The following is a 25,582-nucleotide window of genomic DNA, read 5'->3' as shown; positions in this document are numbered from 1 at the left end:
CTCACCTCACGACGTAGATCAACGCGAAAATCAGGACCCAGAGGAAATCGACGGTGTGCCAGTAGGTGGCGCCGGTTTCGACGAGCTGCTGGGATCGCCGCTGCGGGCTCCACAACTGGTAGACGACGACACCGAGCACCACGAAGCCGATCAGGACGTGGATGCAGTGGATCGACGTCAGGAAGAAGTAATGCTGAAAGAACTCATCGCTGGTGAACGTATTCCCCATGCGAATCTGGGTGACCCACTCGACGATCTTGCCTGCCAGGAAGACGACGCCGAACGTGATCGTCAGAAACACGTTCGTCAACGCGGATCGGTAGTTGCCCTCGCGGGAGGCCTGGACGCACCGGGCGATGGACCACGAACTCAGCAGCAGCGCAATGGTATTGACCACTCCGATCCGCAGGTCCAGATGGGATTGCGACTGCAGGAAGAGCTCGGGATTCTGGGTGCGTGACACCAGGTACACCGAGAAGTACGCGGTGAACAGCAGCGATTCGAACAGCACGAACATCCAAATGTCGGGCTGCCCGGGCACCGACCGTGTGCGGGCACCGTCGACTTGTTCGGTCATCGCACGGCCTCCGCTGCCACCTGCGGCTCGCCGGTCTGTTTGCCCGGAAGGTCCGGGAGCGGACCGGTGCCGAAGTCCTCACGTTCGATCATCCTGCGCAGCAGCACGATGAAAACACCGGTGTACGTGACGAACACGACCATGTTGACCCACCAGGCGATCGCTCCGTTCCAGGCGAACGCGCCGCGCTGGAAAATCCAGGCCGGGGCAACGACCACTTCGGTCAGGGCGTTGCAGAGATTGAGATAGCCGAACCACTTCGGGAACACGCGGTTCTTGTCGAGCAGGATCGCGGCCATCCACACCAGCGAGCCGATCAGGAACACACCCATGGTCCCGCTGAACGACAGGAAGGCGAATTCATAGAGCCAGTGGATGATCTCGGGGTCGCGGTCGGGCCGCAGCGCCGCGGTGGTCATTGCGATGGCCATGACGAGCATGCCCGGAATGGCGCTCAGCGAGTACATGATCAGATACGAGTACGCGAAGACGGGGCTGACCGACATCCGTCGCATCGAGTAGGCGAGAAGGGCGTTCATCGGCGCACACATGCCGGTGATGAGGAAGACGACACCGAAGCCGGCGAGAACACCGAACCGGTGGTCGGTCACCCAGTGCACGACCGTCGGGGTGTCCCAGGCCGGGCTCGGCGGAGGCTGCACGCGGGTGACGAAGAAGAACAGCACACCGTAGAGCTGGTAGAAGAACACCATCACATACCACGCGAACCACAGTTCACGCTTGGGGTGATAGCGCAGGTTCCACATGAATCTGCTCAATCGCGAACCGCTCATGCGGGCACCTTGTCCTGCGCCCGCTGCTGCTTGATCGCCTGGGCGAGAACGACTCCCATCACCAGGATCCAGACGGCGATGGCGATGTTCTTGAGCCAGAAGGACAACATCCCGTCCCACGCAAAAGGTCCGTCGAACGACAACGCGGTGAACGTGGCGGGGATCAGCGCCGCGGCGACGGCAAGGTTGAAGTACGCCACCCACGGTTTGAACACCGGCCGCTCCTGCTGATCCCAGTAGATCGCCAACGCCAGCAGCAGGCACTGCGCGATGAGATACGGCACCAGCAGCGTGAAGGTCAGCCAGGCGAGATCGTTGAGCACCTGGGTCAACTCCGGGGCGCGGTCCGGCCGGAATGAGCCGAGCAGCCAGAACATGTTGGCGATGAGGAACAGCGCCGGTGGACCTCCGGCCGCCGCGATCAGGCTGTAGGACAAGATCGGCGTGCGGTGGGCCATCCGCCGGACCTGCATCGCCAGCAGGATCACGATGGGGATGAGGCCGACGCCGAACCAGTTGAACAGGATCATGCTGTACCGGATCCGCGCGGTTTCGTCCTGATAGAAACTCGCGACCTGCTCGGCAGACATGTTGGGGGACATCGGGTGTACGAACCCGGGGAACAGGAAGAACGCGGAGATCCAGATGATTGCCACTACGGGCAACGTCCCCAGGAGGATCAACTCACCGTCAGGTCGTCTCATCGTCGGACTCTCTTCATGCGTAACGCTAGTTGCCGATCGGCAACTTGGACGGTAGCCGATCGGCTACTCAACGGTCAATCGTCGGTTACCGTTGACGCTGTGACGTCCACACAGGAGGCCCGCACCTTCGGTGCGATCACGCGTACCGCCGCTCAAACGCGGGTAATGGACGCGGCACTGAAACTCATTGCCAATCACGGGGTCAGCGGGACGTCGCTGCAGATGATCGCCGACGAAATGGGTGTCACGAAGGCCGCCGTGTATCGGCAGTTCAAGACCAAGGAAGAGATCGTCATCGCGATCACCGAACGGGAGATGAGCCGACTCGAAGAGGCACTCGTGGCGGTCGAGGCGCAGGGGTCTCCCCGGCAGGCCCGTGAGGAGCTGCTGGACCGGATGATCGAGCAGGCCATCGACCGCCGCGGTGCCTTCAGCATTCCGATGTTCGACCCCGTCATCATTCGCCTGCAGGCCGAGTACGAGCCGTTTCAGCGGTTCGTCGAACGCCTCTATGCCGCACTCCTGGGCACCGAAGCCGGCGTCGAGGCCCGGCTTCACGCGGCGATGCTCTCAAGTGCGATCAGCGTCGCCGTCATGCATCCGCTGCTCGCCGACATCGACGGCGAGACCCTCCGGGTCCAGCTGAACCAGATGACCCGCCGGATGCTCGGGCTCGCTGATTAGCGGGCAGTTAAACAACGAATGGCGTTTCGCTAATTTGCGTTGCCTCCCGACACCCGCTGCTCAGCCAGCACCAATTGCCGCCTGATCATGAACAGCGGGAACGCCACACTCACGGCAATGACCGCACTGAGCACGATGTAGATCCACACCTTCGGGATGCCGATCCGCCGGGCCTCGACAACCATGAATACGAATGCCGCCAGCCCGAACAGCAGCAGATCATTGGTGAGTGAGGACGTCGCGTAGTTGGTGTAGCCGCTCTTGAAGAAGTCGATCAGGCTCGTGCTTTCAGTGGTGATGTAGCCGATGTTGTTCCACCAGGTCCCGACCAGCGCCACCACGGCGATCACGGCGTAGACGCCGCACAAGATCTTGTCGTTTCGACTCAGCTCTGCCATCGTCTTGCCTCCCCGTCAGACCGACACAGTCCAGGTCAACCTATCGATCCGCCGGACGCGTGGGGCCCGTTTGGCGCCAATCAGGTGAGTGAGTACTCTCTCACCATGTCATCCGGACGGGACCGGCTCTTGGCCACGGCACTCAAGCTGTTCGCCGCCAAGGGGTATGCCGCGACGTCGGTGGCCCACATCCAGCAGGCGGCCGGCCTGGCACCGGGGTCGGGTGCGCTCTACAAACACTTCGGCTCAAAGCGGGAACTGCTCGAGGCCGCGGTCTCGCACCGCATCGACGCCATCGTGAGCGCCCGTGAGCAGTACGACGCCGGCAATCCGAAATCCGTCGAGGAGGCGGTTCGCAGTGCCGGTCAATTGATCTGGACCAACCTCACCCAGAGTGAGGAACTGCTGCGGGTCATGCTGCGCGAACCCGATGAGCTCGGCGAGCTCGACGAGAAGACGTGGCAGGTCATCACCGACAACGCCTATCAGCGGTTCGCCGATGAGCTGGCCGCATCCAATCGCTCGGGCCGCACCCAGATCCCCGATCCCGAGGCCACCGCGGCGGTCGCCATCGCCGGGCTGTCCTACGCCGCGACCCTGCAGGCGCTGACCGGGCGCTTGCCGGGCAACGTCGACCACGAACGCTTCTTCGAGGCCTGGGTCATCCAGACCGTCAGCGTGATCAAACAACACCGCACTCAAACCAACTGATTCCCAACCTATTTCAGGAGGAAACCGTGACGTTCTCCCTGCAACTGAGCGACGACGTGATCGAGGTCCGCGACTGGGTCCACCAGTTCGCCGCCGAGGTGGTGCGTCCCGCGGCCGCGGAATGGGATGAGCGGGAGGAAACCCCGTGGCCGGTCATCCAGGAGGCCGCGAAGGTGGGGCTGTACTCCCCCGAGTTGTTCGCCCAGCAGGCCGCCGAACCTACCGGGCTGGGCATGCTGACCGTGTTCGAGGAACTGTTCTGGGGTGACGCCGGCATCGCGCTGTCGATCCTGGGCACCGGTCTGGCCGCAGCGGCGCTGGCGGGCAACGGAACTCCCGAACAGCTGGGCCTCTGGCTGCCGGAGATGTTCGGCACGGCCGACGAACCCAAGCTCGGCGCGTTCTGCTCCTCGGAGCCCGACGCCGGCTCCGACGTCGGCGCCATCCGCACCCGCGCCCGCTTCGACGAGGCGACCCGCGAGTGGGTGCTCAACGGCACCAAGACCTGGGCCACCAACGGCGGGATCGCCAACGTCCACATCGTGGTCGCCTCGGTCTACCCCGAACTCGGCTCACGTGGACAGGCCACGTTCATCATCCCGCCGGACACCCACGGCTTCACCCAGGGCCAGAAGTTCAAGAAGCACGGCATCCGCGCCTCGCACACCGCCGAGGTGGTGCTGGACAACGTCCGGCTGTCCGAGGATCTGATCCTGGGCGGGCGGGAGAAGTTCGAGGACCGCATCGCGCGCGTGAAGTCCGGCGCATCGGCCGGCGGCCAGGCTGCCATGAAGACCTTCGAGCGCACCCGGCCCACCGTCGGGGCGATGGCGGTCGGCGTAGCCCGCGCAGCCTACGAGTACGCCCTCGACTATGCCTGCCAGCGTGAGCAATTCGGCCGCAAGATCGGCGAGTTCCAGGCCGTCGCATTCAAGCTCGCCGACATGAAGAGCCGTATCGACGCCGCCCGGTTGCTGGTGTGGCGAGCCGGCTGGATGGCGCGCAACAACAAGGCGTTCGACAACGCCGAGGGCTCGATGGCCAAGCTCGTGGCCAGCGAGACCGCGGTGTACGTGACCGATGAGGCCATCCAGATCCTCGGCGGCAACGGCTACACCCGCGACTACCCGGTCGAGCGGATGCACCGCGACGCCAAGATCTTCACGATCTTCGAGGGCACCAGCGAGATTCAGCGACTGGTGATCTCCCGGGCCATCACCGGCCTGTCGATCCGGTAAGAGGCAGAGCGGCTACTTGCCGGTGCGCTCGCGGTGCTTGCACCCGGGCCAGCAGCACGGCCGCCGCTGACCTTCCTCCAACTCCTCCCGCGTGCGGCGTATCCGCCGCTCGCGCGTCACCTGCTGCTTGGCGTCCTCGACCCAGCAGATGAACTCGTTGCGCGCGAGCGGCGTGATGTCGCACCAGGCACCCAGTGCCGTGGCATTGCCGATCAAGGCTTCGCGCAGGTCCGCCGGCAACTTGTGCACCACTCCGCCGGGCACCCGCTGGCCAGTCATGTAGCCAGGTTAAGCCGCGGTCCGCAGCAACCCACTTGCGACACGACATTGCCCTTACCGTGACCTTAGAAGGGTCTTATTTTTCTTAGAGTTGGTGTACGGTGGGTGCTCAGGGCGGTTGTGAGCACGGGCACATCACCGTGTTACCGCAGGCCACACATAGGGCCGGCCGCCTCGGCAGGACGGAAGGAACCCGACATGCAGCCTGCAGCAGCCACCCGGATCGCACTTATTACCGGCGCGTCGCGGGGTATCGGCGCCGACGTCGCCCAGCAGCTCGCCAGTCCGGAGACCCACGTCGTCGTCAACTACCGCGAGAAGGCCAAACGCGCCAACACGGTCGTCGACGCCATCCGCCGCGCGGGCGGACGCGCCTCCACGCTCGGAGCCGACATTTCCGACGAAGCGGCCGCCGCCGCGATGATCGAACGGGTGGGCCGCGAGTTCGGCCGCCTGGACGTCCTGGTGCTCAACGCTTCGACCGGCCTGGAGCTGGGAACCGATCCCGGCTACGCGATGCGGCTGAACCGCGATGCACAGCGCCGGCTGGCCAAGCTGGCCTTGCCGCTGATGCCGGTGGGCGGTCAGATCGTGTTCGTCACCAGCCATCAGGCGCACTTCTTCCCGAACAAGGCCGTGCCGAAGGGCTACGGACCGATCGCCGCGAGCAAGCGGGCCGGTGAGACCGCGCTGTACGCGATGCGTTCCGAGTTCGACCGGCGGGGAATTGATTTCACCGTGGTGTCCGGCGAGATGATGTCGGACCGGGAGTTGGCGACGACGATCGCCCACGCCGCGTCCGCACCGTACCCGTCGGGGATCGTGTACGTCGGCGGGCATGATCGCCTGAGCCGGATGTCGGCCTGACGCACAGTGGATCGCTCGAGACAAAGCGAGGGGCGCCCGGTACGGGCGCCCCTCGCTTGGCTTGCGTCGTGGGTCAGCGGCCGTTGCCGAATGTCGATGTGACGACGCCGGTGCTCGCCTGCTGCTGGATGTCGTGCACCCACTGGTGATGGGTGATGTCAGCTTGCGCCGGGGCGGCCAGGCCGACGATGGCGGCGGCGAAACCTGTGGCGATCATGCTCGCAAAACCAAACTTCTTCATGTCGAAGCCCTTCACTCTGGGCGTTCGAGCCGTGGCGTGTGAGTCGCGGTTCGGACGTCTTGTCCACCGGTTCGGGGATTCCTACCCGGTCTGACTTCCACAACACGCTGCTCAAGGCGGTTAATTCCGCTGGCAGAAATTGACCGGCCGTTGGCAGCAATCACGCGACTCCGCTGCGTTCAGGCGTCCTTCGGGATCATCGCCAGCTGACGGCTCTGCACAACGACCGCCCCGGTCGCGTCGAGGATCAGGTGGTCCTCTTCGAACCAGGTCGTGCCCATGACCGTCGAATTCGCCATCACCCGCAGCCAACCCGGCGACGGTCGCCGGCGCAGATAGGTCGTGAGCTGGACCGTCGGCGCCCAGCCGAACATTCCCCGGTTCATCGTCACCGGCGCACTGATGTCGCCGGCCATCAGCGCGAACAGCAGCGCCGTGTCGGTGTCGGCCTCGTCGGCGGCGAAGGGCCGCAACCACATCCGGTTGATCGGGTCACCCTGCCGGCCGGTCAGGAACAGTGCGGCCGAGGGGTCGACCCGCAGATCGCAACCCTGCGCGACGTGCACGATCTGTCCCATCGGATGGTCCGGTGTCACGTGCACGGCATCGGCCGACGGTTCGGCCGGCATCTGGGTCAGCTCCAGCGGTTCCTGATGCCGCGGGTCGCCGTCGTCGAGCATGCCGAGGGTGACCGCCGCCGTCACCGCGACCCGATCCCCCTGCGACAGCTGCACATCCACCGCGCACACCTGTCGGCCCAGCTTGCGCAGGGTCGTGCTCACCTGCGCCTCACCCGGATCCGGTGCGGCCAGGTAGTTGGCACTCACCGCGACCGGCTGCAGCTCGGCGCTGCCGCCGGCGGCGAGGACGGACCGGCGCGCGGCGGCCGCGCAGATCGCCATCATGCAGCCGCCGTGCACCTTGGGCCCGATGGTCCACATCGGATCAACGGTCGCACCGAAGCGGTCCGGCCCGAGCTCGCGCAGCGCGGTGAGCGCAGCGAATGGGCTGGTGCGGGTGAGGATCTCGGTCATGGGGTTCCTTTCGGGATCTCCACAGTCGGCTCGTCGTTCGAAGGGCCGGCGGCGGCGAGAGCGGGAACCGGTTGCGGTGCAGCCGGGGTGGGACGCGCCGGGCGGCTTCGAACCTTGAGCGGCCACCAGAACCAACGCCCGAGCAGCGCCGCGATCGACGGTGTGATCAGTGAGCGGACGATGAAGGTGTCGAACAGCAGCCCCAGGCCGATGGTCGTGCCGATCTGACCGACCGAACGCAGGTCGCTGGCGATCATCGAGATCATGGTGAAGGCGAACACCATGCCGGCCGCGGTGACCACCCCACCGGTGGCGCCCATGGCCCGGATCAGCCCGGTCTTGATGCCGCCGCCGAGTTCCTCCTTCATCCGGGAGACCACCAGCAGGTTGTAGTCCGAGCCGACCGCCAGCAGGATGATCACCGACATCGCGATCACCAGCCACTGCAGTTCGATGCCCAGGATGTGCTGCCAGATCAGCACCGACATGCCGAACGAGGCGGCGAGCGAGAGCACCACGGTTCCCACGATGACCATCGACGCCACCAGGGCCCGGGTGATCAACAACATCACCACGAAGATCAGGATGATCGCCGCGAGCGCCGCGATGAACAGATCGTAATGCGCGCCTTCCTGGATGTCCTTGTAGGTGGCCGCGGTACCGCCGAGGTAGAACTTCGCGTTGGCCAACGGCGTGCCCTTGACGGCTTCCTTGGCTGCCAGCAGCTCGGCGTCCACATGCGAAATACCTTCCAGCGTGGCCGGATCCACGTCGTGGGTGATGAGGATCCGCGCCGCCTTCCCGTCCGGTGAGAGCATCAGCTCCATACCGCGCAGGAAGTCCGGGCTGGTGAACGCCTCGGGCGGCAGATAGAACATGTCGTCGTTCTTGGCGTCGTCGAACGTCTGGCCCATGGCCGACGCGGTGTCGGTCATCTGCTCCATCTGGATGAGCATCCCGCTGAACGTGCTGTGCAGCGTCAGCATCAAATCCCGCACCTGGGTGGAGATCCCGATCATCGGCGGGATCTGCGCGGCGATCTGTGGGGTCAGCCCGTCGACCTTGTCCATCTCGGTGGCCAGGGCCCTGGTGTTGTCGGCCAGCTTGTCGAAACCGTCCGTCGCATCGAACACCGACCGCAGGGCGTGACACACCGGGATGTTGAAGCAGTGCGGTTCCCAGTAGAAGTAGTTGCGCACCGGCCGGAAGAAGTCGTCGAAATCGGCGACCTGATCCCGCAGTTCGGCCATGGTGGCTTCCATGTCGTGCGTGGCACCGACCGCGCTGTGGGTCGCGTCGGACAGTTGCACGCTCAGATCGTGCAGGTGCTCCATGATCGCGATCATCGAGCTGAGGTGGTCGGTCATCTTCAACGTGTCGTCCAGGCGGGCCCTGATGAACTGCAGGTTCTCCCGCATGGCCACGCCCTGGGCGCTGACCTGGAACGGAACCGAGCCGTGTTCCATCGGCGGTCCGAGCGGACGGGTGATGCTCTGCACCCGCGCGATGCCCGGCACCCGGAAGATGTTCTTGGCGATGCGGTCCAGCACCAGCATGTCGCGCGCGTTGCGCATGTCGTGGTCCACCTCGACCATGAGCATGTCGGGATTCATTCTGGCCGAAGAGAAATGCTTCTCGGCCGCGGCGTGCCCGATATTGGACGGCACATCGGCCGGAACGTAGTGACGGTTGTCGTAGTTGGTCCGATAGCCCGGCAGGGCCAGCACCCCGATGAGCGCGATGGACGTGGCGGCAACCAGGATCGGCAACGGCCAGCGCACGATAGCCGTGCCCAGCCGGCGCCAGCCGCGGGTCTTGGTCGCCCGCTTGGGGTCCAACCAGCCGAACCGGACACATACCGCCAGCACCGCTGGGGCGAAGGTCAGTGCCATCACCAGGATCACCAGCATGCCCAGCGCACACGGGATGGCCAGCGTGTTGAAGTAATTCAACCGGGTGAAGTGCAGGCACAGCATCGCGCCCGAGATGGTCAGCCCGGATCCGACGATGACGTGGGTGACGCCGGAAATCGTGGTGTAGTACGCGGTTTCACGCTCTTCGCCGGCGTTTCTGGCCTCGTGGTAGCGGCCGACCAGGAAGATCCAGTAGTCGGTGCCCGCCGCGATGGCCAGCGCGGTGAGAATGCTGACGACGAATGTCGACAAGCCGAAGGCATGCACGGACCCGAGCACCGCGATCAGCCCGCGCGCCATGCTCATCTCGGCGAGAACCACCGACAGCGCGATCAGCGTGGCACCGAACGAGCGGTAGACCACCAGCAGCATGATCGCGATGACGGCGAGCGTCACGGCGGTCATCTTCACCATGCTCGCGTCGCCGGCCTCGTTGGTGTCGGCGACCAGGGCGGCCTGCCCGGTGACGTAGGCCCGGATGCCCGGCGGCGCTTCGGTGTGCTCGACGATCTCGCGGACCGCGTCGACGGATTCGACGCCCTGGGTGGAGCCCTGGTTGCCCGCCAGGTTCACCTGGACGTAGGCGGCCCTGCCGTCCTCGCTCTGCGAACCGGCCGAGGTGATGCGATCACCCCAGAAATCCTGCACATGCTGGACGTGCTCGGTGTCGCGTTCCAGGTTGGCCACCAGCTCGCCGTAGAAGCGGCGAGCGTCGTCGCCGAGCGGTTCGTCGCCTTCCAGCACCACCATCAGGGCGCTGTCCGAGTTGAACTCGCCGAACTTCTCGCCGATGTGCTTCATCGCGATCACCGACGGTGCGTCCTGCGGGGACAGCGAGACGGCGTTGTTCTTGCCGACGATCTCCAACGGTGGCACCAGCACGCTCACCGCGATGGTGGCCGCCAGCCAGAACAGGATGATCGGCACCGACAGGGTGCGGACCAGCCGGGGATACAGGGGCGGCCGGGCGCCCTCGACGTTACGGTGGCCGCTCATGCCGCCTTCACCAAACAGCTTGTGGTGGCGGTGTGTCCGTCGGCGGACCGCTCGTCGCGGACTTCGCCGTTGACGGTGATGCGGCAGCCCAGCGCCCCGCTGTCGCCCTGCGCGATGACGTTGGCGAACACGCTGGGCACGGTGGTGGTCAGGGTCAGCGTCCAGGGCAGGGCGCTGAACTGAGCCTCCTGCGCTTGCGCGTGTTCGTCGATGTAACTGACCATCCCGGAGGTGCCGGCCGGTCCGTACACCTCGTAGGTCACGTACTTGGGCACGGTCGAGACAATGTTCTCGACCCGGGCGTCACCGCCAGCCAGTCGCTGCGTGCCGAACACCCCGTGAAACCGGTTGATGATGAACGCGCCGGCGCCGACCACCACGACGATCACCAGCACAATCCACATCCGCGCCAGTGCGCTCATCACTGTCTTCATCGCCTGTATCCAGACGCATTCCGCGTTACCGCACCCAACATGGGCCCTGACCTTACAGTCATAAGCAAACAGCTGTAAAGTTGAGGCAATCGGCCGGTAACCCAGGCGTTCGCCGAGACATTGGAATCGTGTAATCCGCTGAGCAGCAATAGTTTTGAGCGGCAATCAGACAAGGACCTCGCCGAAAACGCCCGAGGCACAAAGATGCGACGGGAGCAAGGCCGGTCCACATATAGTGGGCGCACGGGAAACCGACCCGGGCGTTAACCTAACACGTGTTAGCATAAGGGCATGGTTCCAGCCCCTCGTCGACGCAATATGCGTGGTCAGGGCGCCCTCCTTCGCGACGAGATCCTTTCCGCGGCCATCCGCGTCATCGATGCCGCCCAGAATGAGGCCGAGGTATCGCTGCGCAGCATCGCCCGCGAGGCCGGTATCGCGGCCCCCTCGGTCTACGCGCACTTCGAAGACCGTGACAGCGTGCTCGATGCGGTGGCCGAAGCGAGTTGGACGCAGGTGTCCGAGGAGATCGCGGAACACCGCACCGACAGCAAGCCCCCGCGCGAGCGGCTGTTTCTCGGCTGCCAGACCTACGTGTCCTTCGCCGAGCGCCACCCGCTGCGCTATGCGCTGATGAGCCAGATCACCGACACCTCGCCGGCCGCCCGGCAGGCATTGGCGATCGTCACCCGGGGCCTGCTGGCCTGCCGTGGCGACGACCCGCAGGCGCCCCCGACGCCCGAATCCGATCGGATCGCCGCGGCCCTCTCGGTCGCCGTGCACGGTGTGGCGATGCTGCACCGCACCGATACCCCACACCTGTGGCTGAGCTCGTTCAGCACCGACGAGATCCTCCGGAGCCTGATCGACTCGGCCATCCTGCAACTCGACCAGGCCGCCGCATCCCCCGGGCCGCGTCGTCCATCGACTTCAAGGCGCGGCTCACGTACTTCTTGACGGAGCCCTCGGCCAGGCACTGCGTCGCAGCGATCTGGGCGGGAATTTGTCCACTTTCGTGCACTGTCGGCGCCGTCGGCGCGAAGCTAGCTTTCTGACAAGCACACTTCGCGCCAAGGAGGCCCTGTGTCCCGACTCCGGTTCGGCTTCTTCATCGCCCCGTTTCATCGCGCGGGCATCAATCCGACATTGGCCCTCCATCGGGACCTGGAGTTCATCGAGCACCTCGACGCGCTCGGGTACGACGAGGTCTGGATCGGTGAGCATCACTCCGCCGGCAGCGAGATCATCAGCTCGCCGGAGGTGTTCATCGCCGCGGCGGCCGCCCGGGCCAAACGGATCAAGTTCGGCACCGGCGTGATCTCGCTGTCGTATCACAATCCACTGTGGGCGGCCGACCGGCTGATGCTGCTCGACCACCTCACCCACGGCCGCATCATCGGCGGCGTCGGGCCCGGTTCCCTGCCCACCGACTCGGCCATGATCGGGCTCAACCCGACCGACACGCGCGAATTGTTGGAGACCAACCTCGACATCCTGGTGCGTCTGCTCGCCGGGGAAACGGTCAGCGCCAAGACACCCACACACGAACTGTTCGACGCGAAGCTGCAACTGGCCCCGTGCTCAGAGGGCGGCATCCCGTTGTCGGTCGCCGCCGTGGCCTCCCCGACCGGTGCCCGATTGGCCGGCAAGCATGGCATCGGCCTGCTGTCGGTCGGCGCCACGCTGAGCGAGGCCGGTTTCGATGCGCTGAGCCATCACTGGAACATCGCCGCGGAGCGTGCCGCGGCGTTCGGCACCACGATCGATCGCCGCAATTGGTCACTGGTCGGCCCATTCCACGTCGCCGAGACTGACGCGCAGGCCCGCGCCGAGGTCCGCTACGGCATCGAGGCGTGGTTCAACTACTTCCAGAAGATTGCGGCATTCCCGCAGATGACCATGCCGGGCGGCCACATCGACGAGATGATCGACATGATCAACGATCGCGGCGCCGGCGTGATCGGAACTCCGGAGCGGGCGCGGGCCCAGGTGCAGCGACTGTGGGACCAGTCCGGCGGGTTCGGATCCATGCTGCAGATGGCCGCGGACTGGGCCAATCCTGCCGCCACCCGACGCTCGGCGGAGTTGTTCGCCGAGGAAGTCATGCCGCATTTCCAGGGGCAGGCCCAGCCGACCCTGGACGCCGCGGCGCGCGCCGGGCAAGTGCGCGACGAGCTGGCCCAGACACAGATCGACGCGATCACCCACATGGCGCAGAAGTACGAGGCCGAAAAGGCGGATACCTAAGCGGATTGGATGATCTGAGCCAATGTCGATGCCGCGCGAAAGAGCGAAAGGGTGCGTTCAGTGATCGACTTCAACCGCTTATCGAGCGCCTCGAGCGAGCGATTCACATCGTCGAGGTCCCGGATCGCCGCGACCGCCCGTCGAACATCGGGGATGCGGTAACCGGCAGCCCGAAGAGCTGCCGTGATGCGTGCCTCGCGGATGGCCTCAAGCTGATAGCGCCTGGTCGATCCGGTCCGGTTGGTGATCCGCTCTGGCTTCACCAGCCCCTCCTTCTCCCAGAACCGGAGAGTGGAGGCACGAACGCCGAGCGCCCGCGACAATTCGGTGATGGTCATCGCGTCGGCTTCCACCGGGGGAGCTTCGGTCTTGGCCTCGCCTTGGATGGCCTCCAGCGCTTGACGCGCGACGAGGGCCTGCTCGCGCTCCCTGTTGAGCCCGATGTGCAACGAGCACACCAGGATTGCCGCCTCCCCAGTCGGCAAGGCGCGGATTGCGTGCATGGTCCGGCGGGCCTCGACCGGCCCCACGGCGTAGGCCAGATCGCGATACGCACGTAGGTCACGAATCTCGGTTGTCGAGAACTGCCGGTACCCGTTGTCTGCGCGTACCGCCGATGAGATGACGCCGAGACGCTCCAGGTCACGAATCTGCTGGACCGAGTACCCGGTCGCCGCCGCTACCGCCGAGACGGTCAGCATGATGCACCAAACCCTCCATACGGACTTCAACCGCACACTTCAACCATGAGTATGGACGAGCTACTAGAGATGATCCGACGCTTCGACGGCGTCTTTGAACTGGCACCGACAGCGGGCAGCCCGTTCCCGCAGATTGCCTGGGGCGACCACTTCTTCTACTTCGCACCCAATGGTCAAGTGCCGCAGCGAGAACAGCCCTACGCCACCATCGTCACGAAGAACTATCCCGACGATACTTCGTGTGACCTCGACCAGCCTGGCCGATCGCGGCTGAACATCCACGTCGGACGGAGCGCCTTCATCGAAGTCGTCGGCGCAGATCCCCGGGTCGAGTCGACGGCCGTCGACTTCACCGCCGTCGACACCGTCCTCCCCCATCCTGTCTATCGCGCACAAGGCTGGATCTCGATCATCAACCCGGGAGCACACACTCAGGCGTTGGCGGTCAATCTGCTCGGCAGGGCGCACGACGCGGCGCGCCGGCGAGCAACCCGCCGGGCGTCCAGACCTTCCCAGCACGCCCCATGATTACTACATTCGGTAGTAGTCGACCCCTAGGGGGCAGGATGCGGTGGCGCGGAGTAAGCCATGTCGAGTTCGCGGTCTCGGACTACGACAAATCGATCGCGTTCTACGACGCGATGCTCGGACGGCTCGGGTACCACAGCTTCTCGTCGCTGAATATGGAGTACCAGTCGATCTATTACACGACGCGATTCATCAACCCGCACAGCTACATTGGCATCCAACCGGCCCGCACCGGGGAGAAACTCACCCACCCCGACCAGGCCGTCGGGATCAACCACATCGCACTGTGGGCCCGAAACCGCAAGGAAGTAGACCGCTTTCATCGCGGTTTCCTGCTCGCCAGGGATATCCCGGTCACCGATGAACCCAAGGACTACCCCCAGTACTGGCCCGGCTACTACGCGGTGTTCTTCGACGACCCGATCAACGGAATCCACTGGGAACTGGCCTGGGTGCCGAAAATTCCGACGCCACGGCAGATCTGGTCGTTCTATCGAACGATGCGGGCCTTCGGCAAGCAGCGCCCGGACCTGGCGAACTCGGTGCCCGGCATCACCCGGCAGGCGATGCGGCCCCTGCAGCGATGATCCAGTTGCCGAACTCGGCGGCCAGGTGCCAGCGGTGCGCGGCGACCATATGGGAGGGGAACAGCCCGGGAAACTCGACCGCCAGGAGCGCCTCCATCGCGCCGTCGCGGTCCCGGAACTGGTGGCGGACCCCTCCGATGACCAGCCCGTCGTCGAGGACCGCCAGACCGGCGATCTGCACCGGGTACTCAGGTTTCACCGGCACCGAAACCGAACCGGCCGCGGCATAGTCGACGAGGAACCAGGTCGGGGTCGGCGATCCCCCGGTGGTCTCGACGACTTCCTGCCGCCCGTCCGGCAGCCCCCGCAGCAGGTAGTGGTCCGGGCAGGCCCGGACCATGGCCTCCTCGTCGTTCGTCGCGGTGAGGCCGTCGAACCACGCACCGAACTGCACGGCGGACACCCCGTCGACGACGAGTCTGGTTGTGCTGTAGGCCTTTCTGCCGCGACTGCCGGCCACCGCGATCCGGGCTACCCGTTCGGACATCGCAAGCTCGTGGCGCAGCATCGCGTAGATACCCGCATGCCCGAGTCCTAACTTCAGCGCGCACAGCACTTCCCGCTGCGCATCCAGGCCCGCACCAGTTACCGTGTCGAGGTCGACGCCAGGAAGAATCTCGGCGACCGCCCGGCGACCCAGCCGTGAATCCAGCTTGGCCAGAACCGCCTTGGCACGCCGCGCTTCCCAGCGTTGAACATCGGAGCGGCTGACTTCACGCCCGTCGATGAAGGTCCGAATCACGACATCACCTGTCATCGGTTTCCACCCACTTCGCTGGCAATCGGTTCGCGCGGCAGAATGCCGGCGAGCACGAGATCGACGAGACGTGTGCACAGACTGTCGTCGATCGGCTCGCGCGTGACGAGGGTCCGAAAGCTCAATGGAGCGACAAGGGCCTCCAAGACCAATCGAGGGTCAGTGCCGGCCGGCAGTTCCCCCCGGTCGATCGCGCGATCGATGATCGTGCGGGCCAACTCCAGTCGCCCGGTCCAGAACTCCTGCCGCACTGCGGCCCAACGCGATTCCTCACCGCTGAAGGCCAACGCTTGCGCCAGCGCCCGTCCGACCGGGCTGGTGAGGTAAACGGCGATACCGCTCAGCAATCCATGCAGGTCAGTGCCTATCGACCCGGTATCGGGCACCGGGATGACCCGTTCGCTATAGCCCAGCAGAGTCTCGGCGATCAGACTCTCGCGACTGCCCCACCGCCGGAAGATCGAGGTTTCGTGAACCCCGGATCGTGCCGCGACATCGCTGACCGTGAAGTCGGCGATGCCCTTCTCGGCCATCACCTCCAACGTCGCCTCGGCCACAGCCTGGCGGACGCGCTCGGAACGGCCGCCTGGCCGCCGTCGAACTTCGTCAGCCATGATCCCACCCTAACGCTAGTTCAACATGCGTTAAGTATGGTCGCCACGGCGAGTTAACGCAAGCCCTACTAGCATTAGTACGGGTTCCGCCAAGACTAGGCCAGAGCCACCCCGAGCTCCTGGGCGAACACCTTGATCATGTGCTGAACCGCAATTTCGTTGCGGCCGATGATCATATGGTCGTGCTGACCGTGACGGACTCCTTCACCGCACTGCGGGAGCATCGCGAAGTCCTCGTCGCGCACCGCGGCGTGGACCCCTTCGTAGACGGCGTCATAGGTCGCCCGCATGTCGTCATTCGTCGCCGGGATACGACCCATCCAGCTGTGTCGCACCGTGCAGCGGGTCGGTTCGCCCTCCGGCAACATGTCGATGATCTCCACGCCGACGGGGCTGTTCGCGAGAATCAGGTTCGGGTAGACCCAGTAGATGACGCCCATGTTGGCCGACGGGTCGAATGAGGCACTCGGATCGTCGGCGAGATTCTTGATCCAGTTGAACGGGAACCCGATGCGGTGGTGCCTGCCGAACTCGTCGTAGATCGCGGTGTTCGGCAGGGCGTTCTGCCCAATCAAACTCTCGCCGTGGACGAACGGGAAGTGGTAGCCCTCCGCGAACGCCTCGAGCGCTCCCTTCCACGACACCTCCGAGGAGAACTCGCGGTCGGCATGGTAGCCGTACGCTTCGTAATTCCATTGCGCCAGTTCAGGTCCGAGCGCTCCCAGGTGGTCGTCGAGATCAATCGTGGCGTCCGCGGTCAGGACCGCCCAGACGAAGCCGTAACGCTCCTCCGACGGCAGTTCCACCAGGCCATAATCCGCCGGGTCCATCGTGTCGAAGCCAGCCTTGCCCGGGACCATGAACAGCTCACCGGTGTTGCGGTAGGTCCACGCGTGATACGGGCAGACGAAGCGTGACGCATTGCCGGACCCGCAGGCCGGCATCGCCCCGCGGTGACGGCAGTAGTTCAGGAACACGTGGCTGGCACCCGCGCGGTCGCGGGTGACCAACAGCGAGTCCCCGAGCACCGAGCGGACGACGAAATCGTTCTTCTGCGCGATCTGGGCCGACGGCACGATTGCCAGTGGAACCCTGCGCAAGATCTGGGATTCCTCGATCTCGGTGATCTTCGGATCCCGGTAGTAGTGCAACGGCACCTTCAGCACCCGGTCGGCCATATCCGTCGTCCCCTCGACGGCATGCCGCAGGGCGCGGCGGGTCAGTTCCTCATCGGTGCTGCTCACTGGGCTGACGGTCATAATCTGACCATACAATGACTATCGACTGTATTGTCAAGATCGGATCGGCGTTCATGCGACGATCAACGGATGCGCAGGCACGGCTGGTCAGGAGACATTCCCGCCGATGACGACGAAGCCGTCCGCCGCATCATCGGCGCGGCCCGGGAGGCGATCGACGCGCGCGGCACCGTGAGCGTGTCCGAGGTGGCGCAAGCCCTGGGAGTGACCCGCCAGACGGTTTACCGGTACTTCCCCACACTGGAGAGCCTCATGGTTGCCACCGCCGTCTCCTCGGTGGACGGCTTCCTCGATCGACTCGCCGCACAACTGGGTTCGATCACCGACCCCGGCGAAGCCGTCGTCGAGGGCATCGCCTACACCGCCGAACAAATTCCGCACGACCGCTACCTCAGCCTGGTCTTGCAGCCGGGCAAGGCCAGCGCCTTCACCGCCGGCGTGACGTCGGAGCTCGCCATCGAGTTCGGCAAATCGATCCTGCAGCGTTTCGATATCGACTGGGCTGCAGTCGGATTCGACGGCGAGGTATTTGATCAGCTGGTCGAGTTCATGCTGCGGACGCTGCAGTCGTTCATCGTCGACCCCGGCGGGCCATCACGCCACGACAGCGGCTTACGCGCCTACCTGCGGGACTGGGTGGCCCCGGCCGTTGCCGCTCACGCGCTTTAGAGCGTCGCGACGCCCTCGATGCAGGTGGTGGTGGCACCGCCGACCCAGACCGACCCATCGGAATCGGAGCGCACGCTGATCTCGCCGGCCCGGCCGAGCCGCGCCCCCTGAGCGACCCGGTATTCCGCCGGAGCCGCGCCGGTACTCGTAAGCCACTGCCCCACCGAGGCATTCATGCTGCCGCACACCGGATCTTCGGGAACGCCAACGCCCGGGGCGAACGTGCGCATTTCGTAGTCGTGCGCTGATCCCGCCGGATATGCGCCGATGACACCGACCATGGCGGCGGGAATCCGGGCCAAGTCAGGTTCCAGCTCGAGCACTCGTTGCGCACTGTCCAGCACGAGCACGGCCCAGCCGGGACCGTTGTCCGCCCACTGGTGTGCGAGGACGTCGGCACGTGCCAGCCCGAAGGCGTCGACGATCTGATCCAGATACTCGTCGTCGAGAGGGCCGGACCGCAGGGTCGGTGGCGCCTGGAAGTACAGCTCGGCGTCACGTTGCCGCACCTCGACGAGTCCGGCACCACATTCCTGCACGACACGTCCCGCACGCCGGGGTTGCCCGCCATGCCCCAGCCAGGCGTGTGCGGAACCGAGCGTGGGGTGCCCGGCGAACGGCAGTTCACTGCCCGGCGTGAAGATGCGCAGACGGTAGTCGGCCTCGGGGTTCGTCGGGGGCAGCACGAAGGTCGTCTCCGACAGATTGGTCCAGCGTGCAAGCCGCTGCATCGCAACGTCATCGAGGCCTTCGCTATCGAGCACGACCGCGACCGGGTTACCGAGGTACGGGATTCGCGAGAACACATCGACCTGGGCGAATGCACGATGACGCGGCATAGTCCTCCCACCTCTGAAGAGCGCAGCAACCTACGCCAGTATCCGCCGAGTTCCCGCGGGACGCTCGTAGCGCTGGCGTACGCTCACCCACGTGGTCGACCTCTCGTATGTCATCGCCGGATCCGAAGCCACCGGCGGCGCCGGTTTGCAAGCTGACCTGCGCACTTTTCAGGAGTTCGGTACCTACGGCGTAGGCACCGTGACGTGCATCGTGTCGTTCGACCCCAAAGCGAACTGGGGCCACCGGTTCGTGCCGGTCGACCCGCACGTCATCGCAGATCAGATCGAGGCGGCGACGTCGGCATACGACCTCGACGTCGTCAAGATCGGCATGCTCGGCACTCCCGCAACCATCGACGTCGTCGCAGAGGCCCTGGCCCGCCAATCCTGGCGGCACATCGTCGTCGACCCCGTCCTGATCTGCAAAGGCCAGGAGCCCGGCGCCGCGCTCGACACCGACACCGCACTGCGCCGTCAGATCCTGCCGCTGGCGACCGTCGTCACCCCGAACCTGTTCGAGGCCCGCACCCTCGCCGGGATGGACGCCATCTCCTCGATCGATGACCTCGTCGAGGCGGCCCGACGCATCGCCGACCTGGGCCCGACCAACGTTGTCGTGAAGGGCGGGGTCGAGTTCCCCGGTGACGACGCGGTCGACGTCCTCTTCGACGGCAACGACGCTGAGATCCTGCGCGCGCCGAAGGTCGGACAGGCCCGGGTCGCCGGCGCGGGATGCACTCTGGCCGCAGCGATCACCGCCGCACTGGCCAAGGGGGCGAGCGCCCCGGAGGCGGTGCGCCTGGCCAAGGACTTCACCACCGCCGGCATCATCGATCGGATTGGCGGAAATGCACCGTTCGACACCGTGTGGCAGGGCGCCGGACACTCCCTCGCGCGCAGCTGAGGTTTACCAGCCGGCCTCATCCAGCGATCCCAGCGGGCGTAGTCACGGAGATTGCCGTCTCCCGAAGGTCGCGATCGGCGACCGGAAGCTCAGCTCAGGCGGACGGAAACCGGAAGACGAGCGCGTCGAGGAGGCGCCTCACCTCGTTGAGTCGCATACGCACCGCAGTCTGATGACGCTGCGCTCCCGGGCGGCCGACCCTGACCCGGTCGTCGATCCGGGCCAATTGCGATTGAAGGTCGGCCATTTCAGCCTCGAGAAGCACGATGAATGCCTGTGCCTGACGAACATCGGCGCGGGCCCGCGGAGCTATGTTCACCGCCGGAGCAGGCACGGCCACCGGCCGGAGCCAGAGTGGATCAACAGGGTCTGCCGTCATCGTCCTACGGTGGCAGCGCCGCTCGGCGATCCAGTTTCCCGGCCGTATCCGTCCGGTAAGGAGCTGTTCACACCGGTGTCCACCGGTGTGTGAACTCGCGCCCTATTGGCTGCGTAGTGCAGGCCCAGGGCTTACCGGACAGGGCGCTGGCGACGTCCGCGATGACGCGTCAACAGGGGTCGCCGGGTGGGGTGTAGTAGGGCACGCCTTCGACCGTGTAGCAGGGGATTTCTCCGGGAACGTAGGGTACGTGCGCTGCTGCGATCGCCGCGCCGGTTGCGACGTCACCGGCGATGTTGGTGCAGCCACCTGCGGCGAAATGTCGTCCGCTGGCGCCGGCACAGACGTCAGCGCCGGCAGTGGGCGCCACGGCGATCGGCGCGAGACCGATCGCTGTGGTGGCGATGAGGGTGAGAGTGTGTTTCTTCATCGGATACTCCGTGTTCTGGTAGTCAAAGCCACCCGGCGCCAGCGGATCTCGTTATCTCACAGGCGTATACAAATGCGATTCGAAACGGTGATGACTGCGGACAGCGGTCCCGCCCGGCCGCATGCCGCGTGAACCGGTTCCTAGACCTTCTCCGGTTTGGGTGCTTGCCAGGTGCCGTTGAGGGCGGCTTCTTCGGGCCAGTACAGACGTTCGACGACCTGGAACGCACCTTCCGATGAGGGTAGCCAGTTGGATTCCTTGTCCGGGCCGGGCGATTGGTTCTGGATGTAGATGGTGTAGCCGCCGTCAGGGTCGGCTTTAAGGCTGGGCAGCATCGGCGAGTTGATGAGGTACCGATTGATCGGGTTGGCCACCAGCAGGCTTTGCGGCATCCGGTACATGGTCAGCGACCAGAACGCCTTGACGGGTGGCAGCTGTCCGGGCGCGAACCGGTAGGTGTAGTTGTTGGCACCGTCCAGCGGTGCACCGGTGGAGTCCGTGGCGAAGATCGGATACATCGCTTCGGCTTTGGTGTTGCCGTAGATTCCGATTACCGCGCCGGCCATCCGGTACAGGTAGTTGTCACCGAGTATCTCCCGGGTGCCGAACAGATCACCGGAGGTGACTTTGCCGTCGGCGACCTTGGCCTGCAGCCCGTCGAATTCCTTCCAGGCATCGGTGATAGCCCCCTGGAACGCGTCGCGCTGCTGCGGGCTCAGCTTCTCGGCGTTGAAATCACCGTCGGAGCCGATCCCGATGGAGGCGAACTTGGCGCGCAGGTCTTTTTCCGAATCCAGGACGGGCACGTACTTCAGGACAAAGTTGAGTTCTTCGAAGAACTTCGGGGAACCCTTCTGCTCGTCGATACTCAGCGGCGCGACGAAGTCGACTTTCGGCGCGGCGGCCGGGGGCTGCTGCTTGAGGAATCCCGACAGCGGCTGCACGGTGTAGCCGGCCTGGATGGCCTTGACATTGTTGATGTCGTCAGGGCCGAACAACTGCGTCCGGTACACCGCCAACACGAAATCACTGTCGGCGTGCAGCACCTCATCGACACCGGCGGGCTTCTCACCGGTCCATCCGGGACCCGCGAGCAGGAACTTGCCGCCACCGTTGCCGGTGGTCCGGCTGCCCGCATAGGCGAAGTTGTAGGTGTAGGCGTCGATGAACTGGATCGAGAAATAGCGGTCCTTCTCGATCGGCGGGACCGTCAACACCAACGGTTCGGCACGCAGGTCCGCGCCCAGCATCGAATACGGCGTATCGGAATTAGGGGTCTGCACCGTGGTGTCGGCCGGCGTGTATACCCGGCTATCGGAGTGGGTCTCATTCCAGCCACCGACATACTGCGGGCTGGTGTGATTGACGAAATACGAGTGCTGAATCCGGTAGTTGTCGACCATCGGATACCCGTAGATGTAGGCCTGCTTCGCGATCTCACGGATCTGCTCCAAACTCACCTCGCCACGGTCGTCGGATCCGTCATCGCCACTGCATCCCGCCATTGCCGCCGAAACCGCCACCACGGCAAGCACACTCGACCACCGCCGCCACGAACCAGAGAGCTTCAACTCGGACCCCTTCACCTGGACCGCTCGGCGCGCCGCGCCGGGGTCGCCGAATCACACCGGCCCGTCCCCATATCACCGTCGGCGGTGAACCGGGCCCCGATGATCTTTGCTGTAAAAGGTCACCGCCGTCTTGACATATCTGGACATCTTCTTGACCGTTATGGACATGCTGTTGATCCGGGGCTCGTGCCTGACCGGCTTTTCGCCGCTGGTGACCGCCCATGGCGGCGACCCTGAAGCCATACTCGAACTGGCCAACATCGATCCCGACGACGTTGGCCAGCGTGACCGGTTCATCCCGCTGCGCAACGCCATTGCTGCCATGGAGGATGCCGCCGTGGTCCTCAATGTGGCTGACATCGGTCGCCAGCTCGCGCTGCGCCAGAGCATCGACATCCTCGGCCCAGTCGGCGTCGCGGCCCGCACCGCGTCCACCGTCGCCGACGCCTTCGCCATCGTCGACACCTACATGGACACCTACAGTCCCGGCATCAAAACGCGCATCAGTGCCCATCCCGATCCTGCGCTGGGCCGGTTCGAATTCGACTTCCTGCTCAATCCGCCACCCCCGCAGGCGCAGGCCATCGAACTGGCCCTCGGTGTCACGCTACGGGTGCTGCATCTGTATCTGGGCACCACCTACCGGCCCGTGGCCGTACACCTGCCCCATCCCGCGCTGAGCACAACAAGTGACTATCGCCGCTACTTCGGCTGCCCACCACAGTTCAACCAGCCGATCGCCGGATTCAGCGTGCGCGCAACTGATCTGCAACGACCGCTCAGCCACGACGTCCTCGCCCACCAACTCGCCCTCAACTACCTGTCCACCACCAAGGGCCAGCACACGCGCGGCCTGGCCGACACCCTGCGCAGCGTCATCCGCCAATTGCTGCCCACCGGAAATCTCACCGCCGAGGTGGCCGCGCGCCAATTCGGCCTGCACCCCAAAACACTGCGCCGCCGGTTGGCCGACGAAGGCACCACCTTCGCCGAGCTGCTCGATCAGGCCCGCCGCGACATCGCCCACCGGCTACTGCTCAACACCGATCTGAGCCTGAACCAGATCTGTCGCCACCTCGGCTACGCCGAGCAAAGCGTGCTCACCCGATCCTGCAAACGCTGGTTCAACAGCACTCCCACCGCCTACCGCCACGCCCGCACAGGCCCCGCGACCGACACCTGACACTCGATGGCCATGACCAAGTGTCGCAGGCTGACATACGCTGGGCGGGGTGGATGTGTACGAAGCGGTGGCGTCACGGCGCTCAGTGCGGGCTTTTGCGGATCGCCCGGTGGATTGGGACGTCTTGTCACGGGTGCTGACGGCAGCCTCGCGGGCTCCGTCAGGAGGCAATCTTCAGCCATGGCACATCTACGTTCTCGGCGGTGAGCGCCTGGCTCACCTCAAGGAACGGATCGCGTTACGGGTAGCGGCAGGAGACCGCGGAGATCCGTTGGAGGTCGCGACGTATCCGACACCGCTGAACAATCCGTACCAGGAGCGCCTCAAGGAATTCGGACAACGGCGTTACGGCGCTCTGGGTATCAGCCACGACGACCACGCGGCGCGAGCCCGAGTCCGCGCCGGCAACTGGGACTGCTTCGGCGCCTCCACCGCGCTGTTCTGCTACCTGGACCGCGACATGCTGCCGCCGCAATGGGGCGATGCCGGCATGTACCTGCAGACGGTGATGCTCTTGCTGCGGTCGGAAGGGCTGCACAGCTGCCCGCAGATCGCCTGGGCGGAATACCACCGCACCGTTGACGAGGTCATTGCACCGTCGTCACAACGAATCTTGTACTGCGGTATGTCAATTGGATACCCAGACCCGACACCGCCGCAACCGTCCATACCGCGTGCACCGTTATCGGAGACGGTTACCTTTCTCCGGTGAGTTCTGCGCCGCGATGCATTTCATAGCTGCTGCGGGCGCCACCGGGAAACTCGACGAACTCGACGGCGGTGCCGTCGGGGTCGTTGACGAAGAACATCCGGACCCGGTCGATGGGGAACGGCTCTTGAACGGGCTGGAAGCCCGCGTCGATCACGGCGCGATACGTCGCGTCGAGGTCGGTGACCGACAACGCGATGTTCTGGTTGCCCACGATGCCTCGTTTCCCCGATCCAGGCGGGGTCGACGTCCCGAAGCTGACAAGTTCGAGCATGACTCCGCCCACCACTCCCCCGACAACTCGTCCCTCCTGCTGGCGGGACGCGTGCAGGACCGCGTCGAACGGCTCACCGGAAATCAACTGGTCGAACACCACATCCATGCCCAGCAGGCCACGGTAGAAGTCCAGGGCCCGATCCATGTCGGTCACGCCGACAACCAGATGGCAGAAACGTAGATCACTCAGCATAGGGTTCCTCGACTTCCTCGTCAGCGCTTGATCATATGAGTTAGCGTGCCAAATCTGGCCGACTTCGAAAGGCAACCCCATGTCCACCTACAGCCATCCGCTCTCGCTGGACGGCCACGTCACGATCGTCACCGGGGCCGCCCGTGGTGTCGGCAAAGGCATCGCCACTGCCCTGCTCTCCCGCGGGGCGCGGGTGCTCGTGACCGACATCCTCGATGACGTACTGGCAAACACCACAGCGGAATTCGTCGAAGCCGGATTCGACGTCGCATCCATGGTGGCCGACCTCCGAGACGGCGACAGCGCCCAGCGAATCGTCGACGCCGCGCTCGACGCATTCGGAACGGTGGACGGATTGGTCAACAACGCCGTGGCCAGCGCCGGACCGATACCGTTCGTCGACATCCCGGCAGAGGAGTACGAGCGGGTCCACGACACCGGGCCACGCGCAACGTTCCGGCTGATGCAGGCGATTCACCCGGTGATGGTCAAAGGCGGTGGCGGATCCATCGTCAACCTCGGCTCGGCCGCCGGAACAGTCGGCACGCACTCTTTCGGCGCCTACGCCGGCGCCAAGGAAGCGATTCGCGGCATGTCCAAGGTCGCCGCCCTGGAATGGGGAGTCGACCGGATTCGGGTCAACGTGGTCTGCCCACTCGCCGAAACCGACGGCCTGAAAGTGTTGCGCGACATGGCGCCCAAGCAGTACGAGGCGGTCGTCAGGAGCACCTCACTCAAGCGAATCGGCGATCCCACCAACGACATCGGTGCCGTCGTCGCCTTCCTGATCGGCGACGACTCCGCCTACCTCACCGGGCAGACGCTTCTCGTCGACGGCGGGGCTGGTTCGTTCCGCTAGCAGCAAT

General features: G+C 65.1%; 31 protein-coding genes. 13 read left to right on the top strand and 18 right to left on the bottom strand.

Annotation, left to right across the window (positions count from 1 at the left end):
• Position 1: 1 nt before the first annotated feature.
• From EYZ64_RS03065 to EYZ64_RS03055, 3 genes are read right to left on the bottom strand one after another with little or no spacing between them, the layout of a single operon-like run.
• Positions 2-577 (bottom strand): cytochrome c oxidase subunit 3, encoded by a 576-nt coding sequence (locus tag EYZ64_RS03065; protein ID WP_135451807.1) that lies wholly within the window; start codon positions 575-577, stop codon positions 2-4.
• On the bottom strand, positions 574-1,371 hold the full coding sequence (locus tag EYZ64_RS03060; RefSeq protein ID WP_135451806.1) for a hypothetical protein: 798 nt from the start codon (positions 1,369-1,371) through the stop codon (positions 574-576). The genes EYZ64_RS03065 and EYZ64_RS03060 overlap by 4 nt, the downstream gene beginning before the upstream one ends.
• On the bottom strand, positions 1,368-2,075 hold the full coding sequence (locus EYZ64_RS03055; RefSeq protein WP_135451805.1) for a hypothetical protein: 708 nt from the start codon (positions 2,073-2,075) through the stop codon (positions 1,368-1,370). The genes EYZ64_RS03060 and EYZ64_RS03055 overlap by 4 nt, the downstream gene beginning before the upstream one ends.
• A gap of 165 nt (positions 2,076-2,240) precedes the next feature.
• Here EYZ64_RS03055 and EYZ64_RS03050 point away from each other — a divergent pair, with 165 nt between their 5' ends.
• Positions 2,241-2,759, top strand: coding sequence for a TetR/AcrR family transcriptional regulator (locus EYZ64_RS03050; RefSeq protein WP_286175250.1), 519 nt, complete (start codon positions 2,241-2,243; stop codon positions 2,757-2,759).
• A 29-nt stretch (positions 2,760-2,788) separates the two neighbouring features.
• Here the strand turns inward: EYZ64_RS03050 and EYZ64_RS03045 are convergent, their stop codons facing one another.
• Positions 2,789-3,157: a DUF2834 domain-containing protein gene (locus EYZ64_RS03045; protein ID WP_210115454.1), complete on the bottom strand. Its 369-nt coding sequence runs from the start codon at positions 3,155-3,157 to the stop codon at positions 2,789-2,791.
• A 105-nt stretch (positions 3,158-3,262) separates the two neighbouring features.
• Here EYZ64_RS03045 and EYZ64_RS03040 point away from each other — a divergent pair, with 105 nt between their 5' ends.
• Positions 3,263-3,868 carry a TetR/AcrR family transcriptional regulator gene (locus EYZ64_RS03040; protein ID WP_135451803.1) on the top strand — a complete coding sequence of 202 codons (606 nt, stop codon included), beginning with the start codon at positions 3,263-3,265 and terminating at the stop codon, positions 3,866-3,868.
• A 26-nt stretch (positions 3,869-3,894) separates the two neighbouring features.
• Entirely contained in the window at positions 3,895-5,106 is a 1,212-nt protein-coding gene (locus tag EYZ64_RS03035) for an acyl-CoA dehydrogenase family protein (RefSeq protein WP_135451802.1), read from the top strand.
• A 12-nt stretch (positions 5,107-5,118) separates the two neighbouring features.
• On the opposite strand, the gene EYZ64_RS03030 is transcribed toward EYZ64_RS03035, so the two are convergent.
• A complete protein-coding gene (locus EYZ64_RS03030) occupies positions 5,119-5,385 on the bottom strand; it encodes a YdeI/OmpD-associated family protein (RefSeq protein ID WP_135451801.1) in 267 nt (88 codons plus the stop codon).
• A gap of 198 nt (positions 5,386-5,583) precedes the next feature.
• Here EYZ64_RS03030 and EYZ64_RS03025 point away from each other — a divergent pair, with 198 nt between their 5' ends.
• Complete coding sequence (locus EYZ64_RS03025; protein WP_135451800.1) at positions 5,584-6,252, top strand: SDR family oxidoreductase; 669 nt, start codon at positions 5,584-5,586, stop codon at positions 6,250-6,252.
• Positions 6,253-6,325: 73 nt separating this feature from the next.
• Here the strand turns inward: EYZ64_RS03025 and EYZ64_RS03020 are convergent, their stop codons facing one another.
• From EYZ64_RS03020 to EYZ64_RS03005, 4 genes are all read right to left on the bottom strand, one after another.
• Positions 6,326-6,508 carry a hypothetical protein gene (locus EYZ64_RS03020; RefSeq protein ID WP_135451799.1) on the bottom strand — a complete coding sequence of 61 codons (183 nt, stop codon included), beginning with the start codon at positions 6,506-6,508 and terminating at the stop codon, positions 6,326-6,328.
• 164 nt (positions 6,509-6,672) lie between these two features.
• The gene (locus EYZ64_RS03015; protein ID WP_135451798.1) at positions 6,673-7,527 is read right to left on the bottom strand and encodes a thioesterase family protein; all 855 of its coding nucleotides are present in this window, start codon (positions 7,525-7,527) and stop codon (positions 6,673-6,675) included.
• The gene (locus EYZ64_RS03010; RefSeq protein WP_135451797.1) at positions 7,524-10,436 is read right to left on the bottom strand and encodes an MMPL/RND family transporter; all 2,913 of its coding nucleotides are present in this window, start codon (positions 10,434-10,436) and stop codon (positions 7,524-7,526) included. Before EYZ64_RS03010 ends, EYZ64_RS03015 begins: the two co-directional genes overlap by 4 nt.
• On the bottom strand, positions 10,433-10,858 hold the full coding sequence (locus EYZ64_RS03005; protein ID WP_286174586.1) for an MmpS family transport accessory protein: 426 nt from the start codon (positions 10,856-10,858) through the stop codon (positions 10,433-10,435). The genes EYZ64_RS03010 and EYZ64_RS03005 overlap by 4 nt, the downstream gene beginning before the upstream one ends.
• A 303-nt stretch (positions 10,859-11,161) precedes the next feature.
• On the opposite strand from EYZ64_RS03005, the gene EYZ64_RS03000 reads away from it, so the two are divergent.
• A complete protein-coding gene (locus EYZ64_RS03000) occupies positions 11,162-11,827 on the top strand; it encodes a TetR/AcrR family transcriptional regulator (protein WP_286174585.1) in 666 nt (221 codons plus the stop codon).
• A 126-nt stretch (positions 11,828-11,953) separates the two neighbouring features.
• Positions 11,954-13,117 (top strand): LLM class flavin-dependent oxidoreductase, encoded by a 1,164-nt coding sequence (locus EYZ64_RS02995; RefSeq protein ID WP_135451795.1) that lies wholly within the window; start codon positions 11,954-11,956, stop codon positions 13,115-13,117.
• Here the strand turns inward: EYZ64_RS02995 and EYZ64_RS02990 are convergent.
• Entirely contained in the window at positions 13,114-13,818 is a 705-nt protein-coding gene (locus EYZ64_RS02990) for a MerR family transcriptional regulator (RefSeq protein WP_135451794.1), read from the bottom strand. The genes EYZ64_RS02995 and EYZ64_RS02990 overlap by 4 nt on opposite strands.
• 45 nt (positions 13,819-13,863) lie before the next feature.
• Between EYZ64_RS02990 and EYZ64_RS02985 the strand changes: the two genes are divergently transcribed.
• Complete coding sequence (locus EYZ64_RS02985; protein WP_135451793.1) at positions 13,864-14,346, top strand: DUF6194 family protein; 483 nt, start codon at positions 13,864-13,866, stop codon at positions 14,344-14,346.
• Between the two features lie 38 nt (positions 14,347-14,384).
• Positions 14,385-14,933 carry a VOC family protein gene (locus EYZ64_RS02980; RefSeq protein WP_135451792.1) on the top strand — a complete coding sequence of 183 codons (549 nt, stop codon included), beginning with the start codon at positions 14,385-14,387 and terminating at the stop codon, positions 14,931-14,933.
• Here EYZ64_RS02980 and EYZ64_RS02975 read toward each other — a convergent pair.
• The 3 genes from EYZ64_RS02975 to EYZ64_RS02965 all read right to left on the bottom strand — a co-directional run bounded on the left by EYZ64_RS02975 (position 14,899) and on the right by EYZ64_RS02965 (position 17,563).
• Positions 14,899-15,690, bottom strand: a complete 792-nt coding sequence (locus EYZ64_RS02975) for a hypothetical protein (RefSeq protein ID WP_135451791.1) — start codon at positions 15,688-15,690, stop codon at positions 14,899-14,901. The genes EYZ64_RS02980 and EYZ64_RS02975 overlap by 35 nt on opposite strands.
• Complete coding sequence (locus EYZ64_RS02970; protein WP_135451790.1) at positions 15,687-16,304, bottom strand: TetR/AcrR family transcriptional regulator; 618 nt, start codon at positions 16,302-16,304, stop codon at positions 15,687-15,689. The genes EYZ64_RS02975 and EYZ64_RS02970 overlap by 4 nt, the downstream gene beginning before the upstream one ends.
• 95 nt (positions 16,305-16,399) lie before the next feature.
• On the bottom strand, positions 16,400-17,563 hold the full coding sequence (locus EYZ64_RS02965; protein ID WP_135451789.1) for an aromatic ring-hydroxylating oxygenase subunit alpha: 1,164 nt from the start codon (positions 17,561-17,563) through the stop codon (positions 16,400-16,402).
• A gap of 69 nt (positions 17,564-17,632) precedes the next feature.
• On the opposite strand from EYZ64_RS02965, the gene EYZ64_RS02960 reads away from it, so the two are divergent.
• Positions 17,633-18,232 (top strand): TetR/AcrR family transcriptional regulator, encoded by a 600-nt coding sequence (locus EYZ64_RS02960; RefSeq protein ID WP_135451788.1) that lies wholly within the window; start codon positions 17,633-17,635, stop codon positions 18,230-18,232.
• Here EYZ64_RS02960 and EYZ64_RS02955 read toward each other — a convergent pair.
• Positions 18,229-19,071, bottom strand: a complete 843-nt coding sequence (locus EYZ64_RS02955; protein WP_135451787.1) for a PhzF family phenazine biosynthesis protein — start codon at positions 19,069-19,071, stop codon at positions 18,229-18,231. The genes EYZ64_RS02960 and EYZ64_RS02955 overlap by 4 nt on opposite strands.
• A 91-nt stretch (positions 19,072-19,162) precedes the next feature.
• Here EYZ64_RS02955 and thiD point away from each other — a divergent pair, with 91 nt between their 5' ends.
• Positions 19,163-19,975, top strand: a complete 813-nt coding sequence (gene thiD, locus EYZ64_RS02950) for a bifunctional hydroxymethylpyrimidine kinase/phosphomethylpyrimidine kinase (protein ID WP_135451786.1) — start codon at positions 19,163-19,165, stop codon at positions 19,973-19,975.
• Between the two features lie 94 nt (positions 19,976-20,069).
• Here the strand turns inward: thiD and EYZ64_RS02945 are convergent, their stop codons facing one another.
• The 3 genes from EYZ64_RS02945 to EYZ64_RS02935 all read right to left on the bottom strand — a co-directional run bounded on the left by EYZ64_RS02945 (position 20,070) and on the right by EYZ64_RS02935 (position 22,289).
• Positions 20,070-20,354 carry a hypothetical protein gene (locus tag EYZ64_RS02945; RefSeq protein WP_135451785.1) on the bottom strand — a complete coding sequence of 95 codons (285 nt, stop codon included), beginning with the start codon at positions 20,352-20,354 and terminating at the stop codon, positions 20,070-20,072.
• Between the two features lie 169 nt (positions 20,355-20,523).
• Positions 20,524-20,784 (bottom strand): hypothetical protein, encoded by a 261-nt coding sequence (locus EYZ64_RS02940; RefSeq protein WP_135451784.1) that lies wholly within the window; start codon positions 20,782-20,784, stop codon positions 20,524-20,526.
• Between the two features lie 140 nt (positions 20,785-20,924).
• A complete protein-coding gene (locus EYZ64_RS02935) occupies positions 20,925-22,289 on the bottom strand; it encodes a DUF1254 domain-containing protein (RefSeq protein WP_135459770.1) in 1,365 nt (454 codons plus the stop codon).
• Between the two features lie 232 nt (positions 22,290-22,521).
• Between EYZ64_RS02935 and EYZ64_RS02930 the strand changes: the two genes are divergently transcribed.
• On the top strand, positions 22,522-23,538 hold the full coding sequence (locus EYZ64_RS02930) for an AraC family transcriptional regulator (RefSeq protein ID WP_135451783.1): 1,017 nt from the start codon (positions 22,522-22,524) through the stop codon (positions 23,536-23,538).
• A 49-nt stretch (positions 23,539-23,587) separates the two neighbouring features.
• Positions 23,588-24,250, top strand: a complete 663-nt coding sequence (locus EYZ64_RS02925) for a nitroreductase (RefSeq protein ID WP_135451782.1) — start codon at positions 23,588-23,590, stop codon at positions 24,248-24,250.
• Here the strand turns inward: EYZ64_RS02925 and EYZ64_RS02920 are convergent.
• On the bottom strand, positions 24,234-24,716 hold the full coding sequence (locus EYZ64_RS02920; protein WP_135451781.1) for a VOC family protein: 483 nt from the start codon (positions 24,714-24,716) through the stop codon (positions 24,234-24,236). The genes EYZ64_RS02925 and EYZ64_RS02920 overlap by 17 nt on opposite strands.
• Positions 24,717-24,795: 79 nt before the next feature.
• Here EYZ64_RS02920 and EYZ64_RS02915 point away from each other — a divergent pair, with 79 nt between their 5' ends.
• Entirely contained in the window at positions 24,796-25,575 is a 780-nt protein-coding gene (locus EYZ64_RS02915; RefSeq protein ID WP_135451780.1) for an SDR family NAD(P)-dependent oxidoreductase, read from the top strand.
• The last annotated feature ends 7 nt before the right edge of the window (positions 25,576-25,582 follow it).

The sequence above is a fragment of the Mycobacterium sp. DL99 genome (assembly GCF_004762045.1).
Classification (GTDB): domain Bacteria; phylum Actinomycetota; class Actinomycetes; order Mycobacteriales; family Mycobacteriaceae; genus Mycobacterium.
The sequence above is the reverse complement of the archived record's forward strand: the minus strand, read 5'-3'. Positions and strand labels throughout refer to the sequence as shown.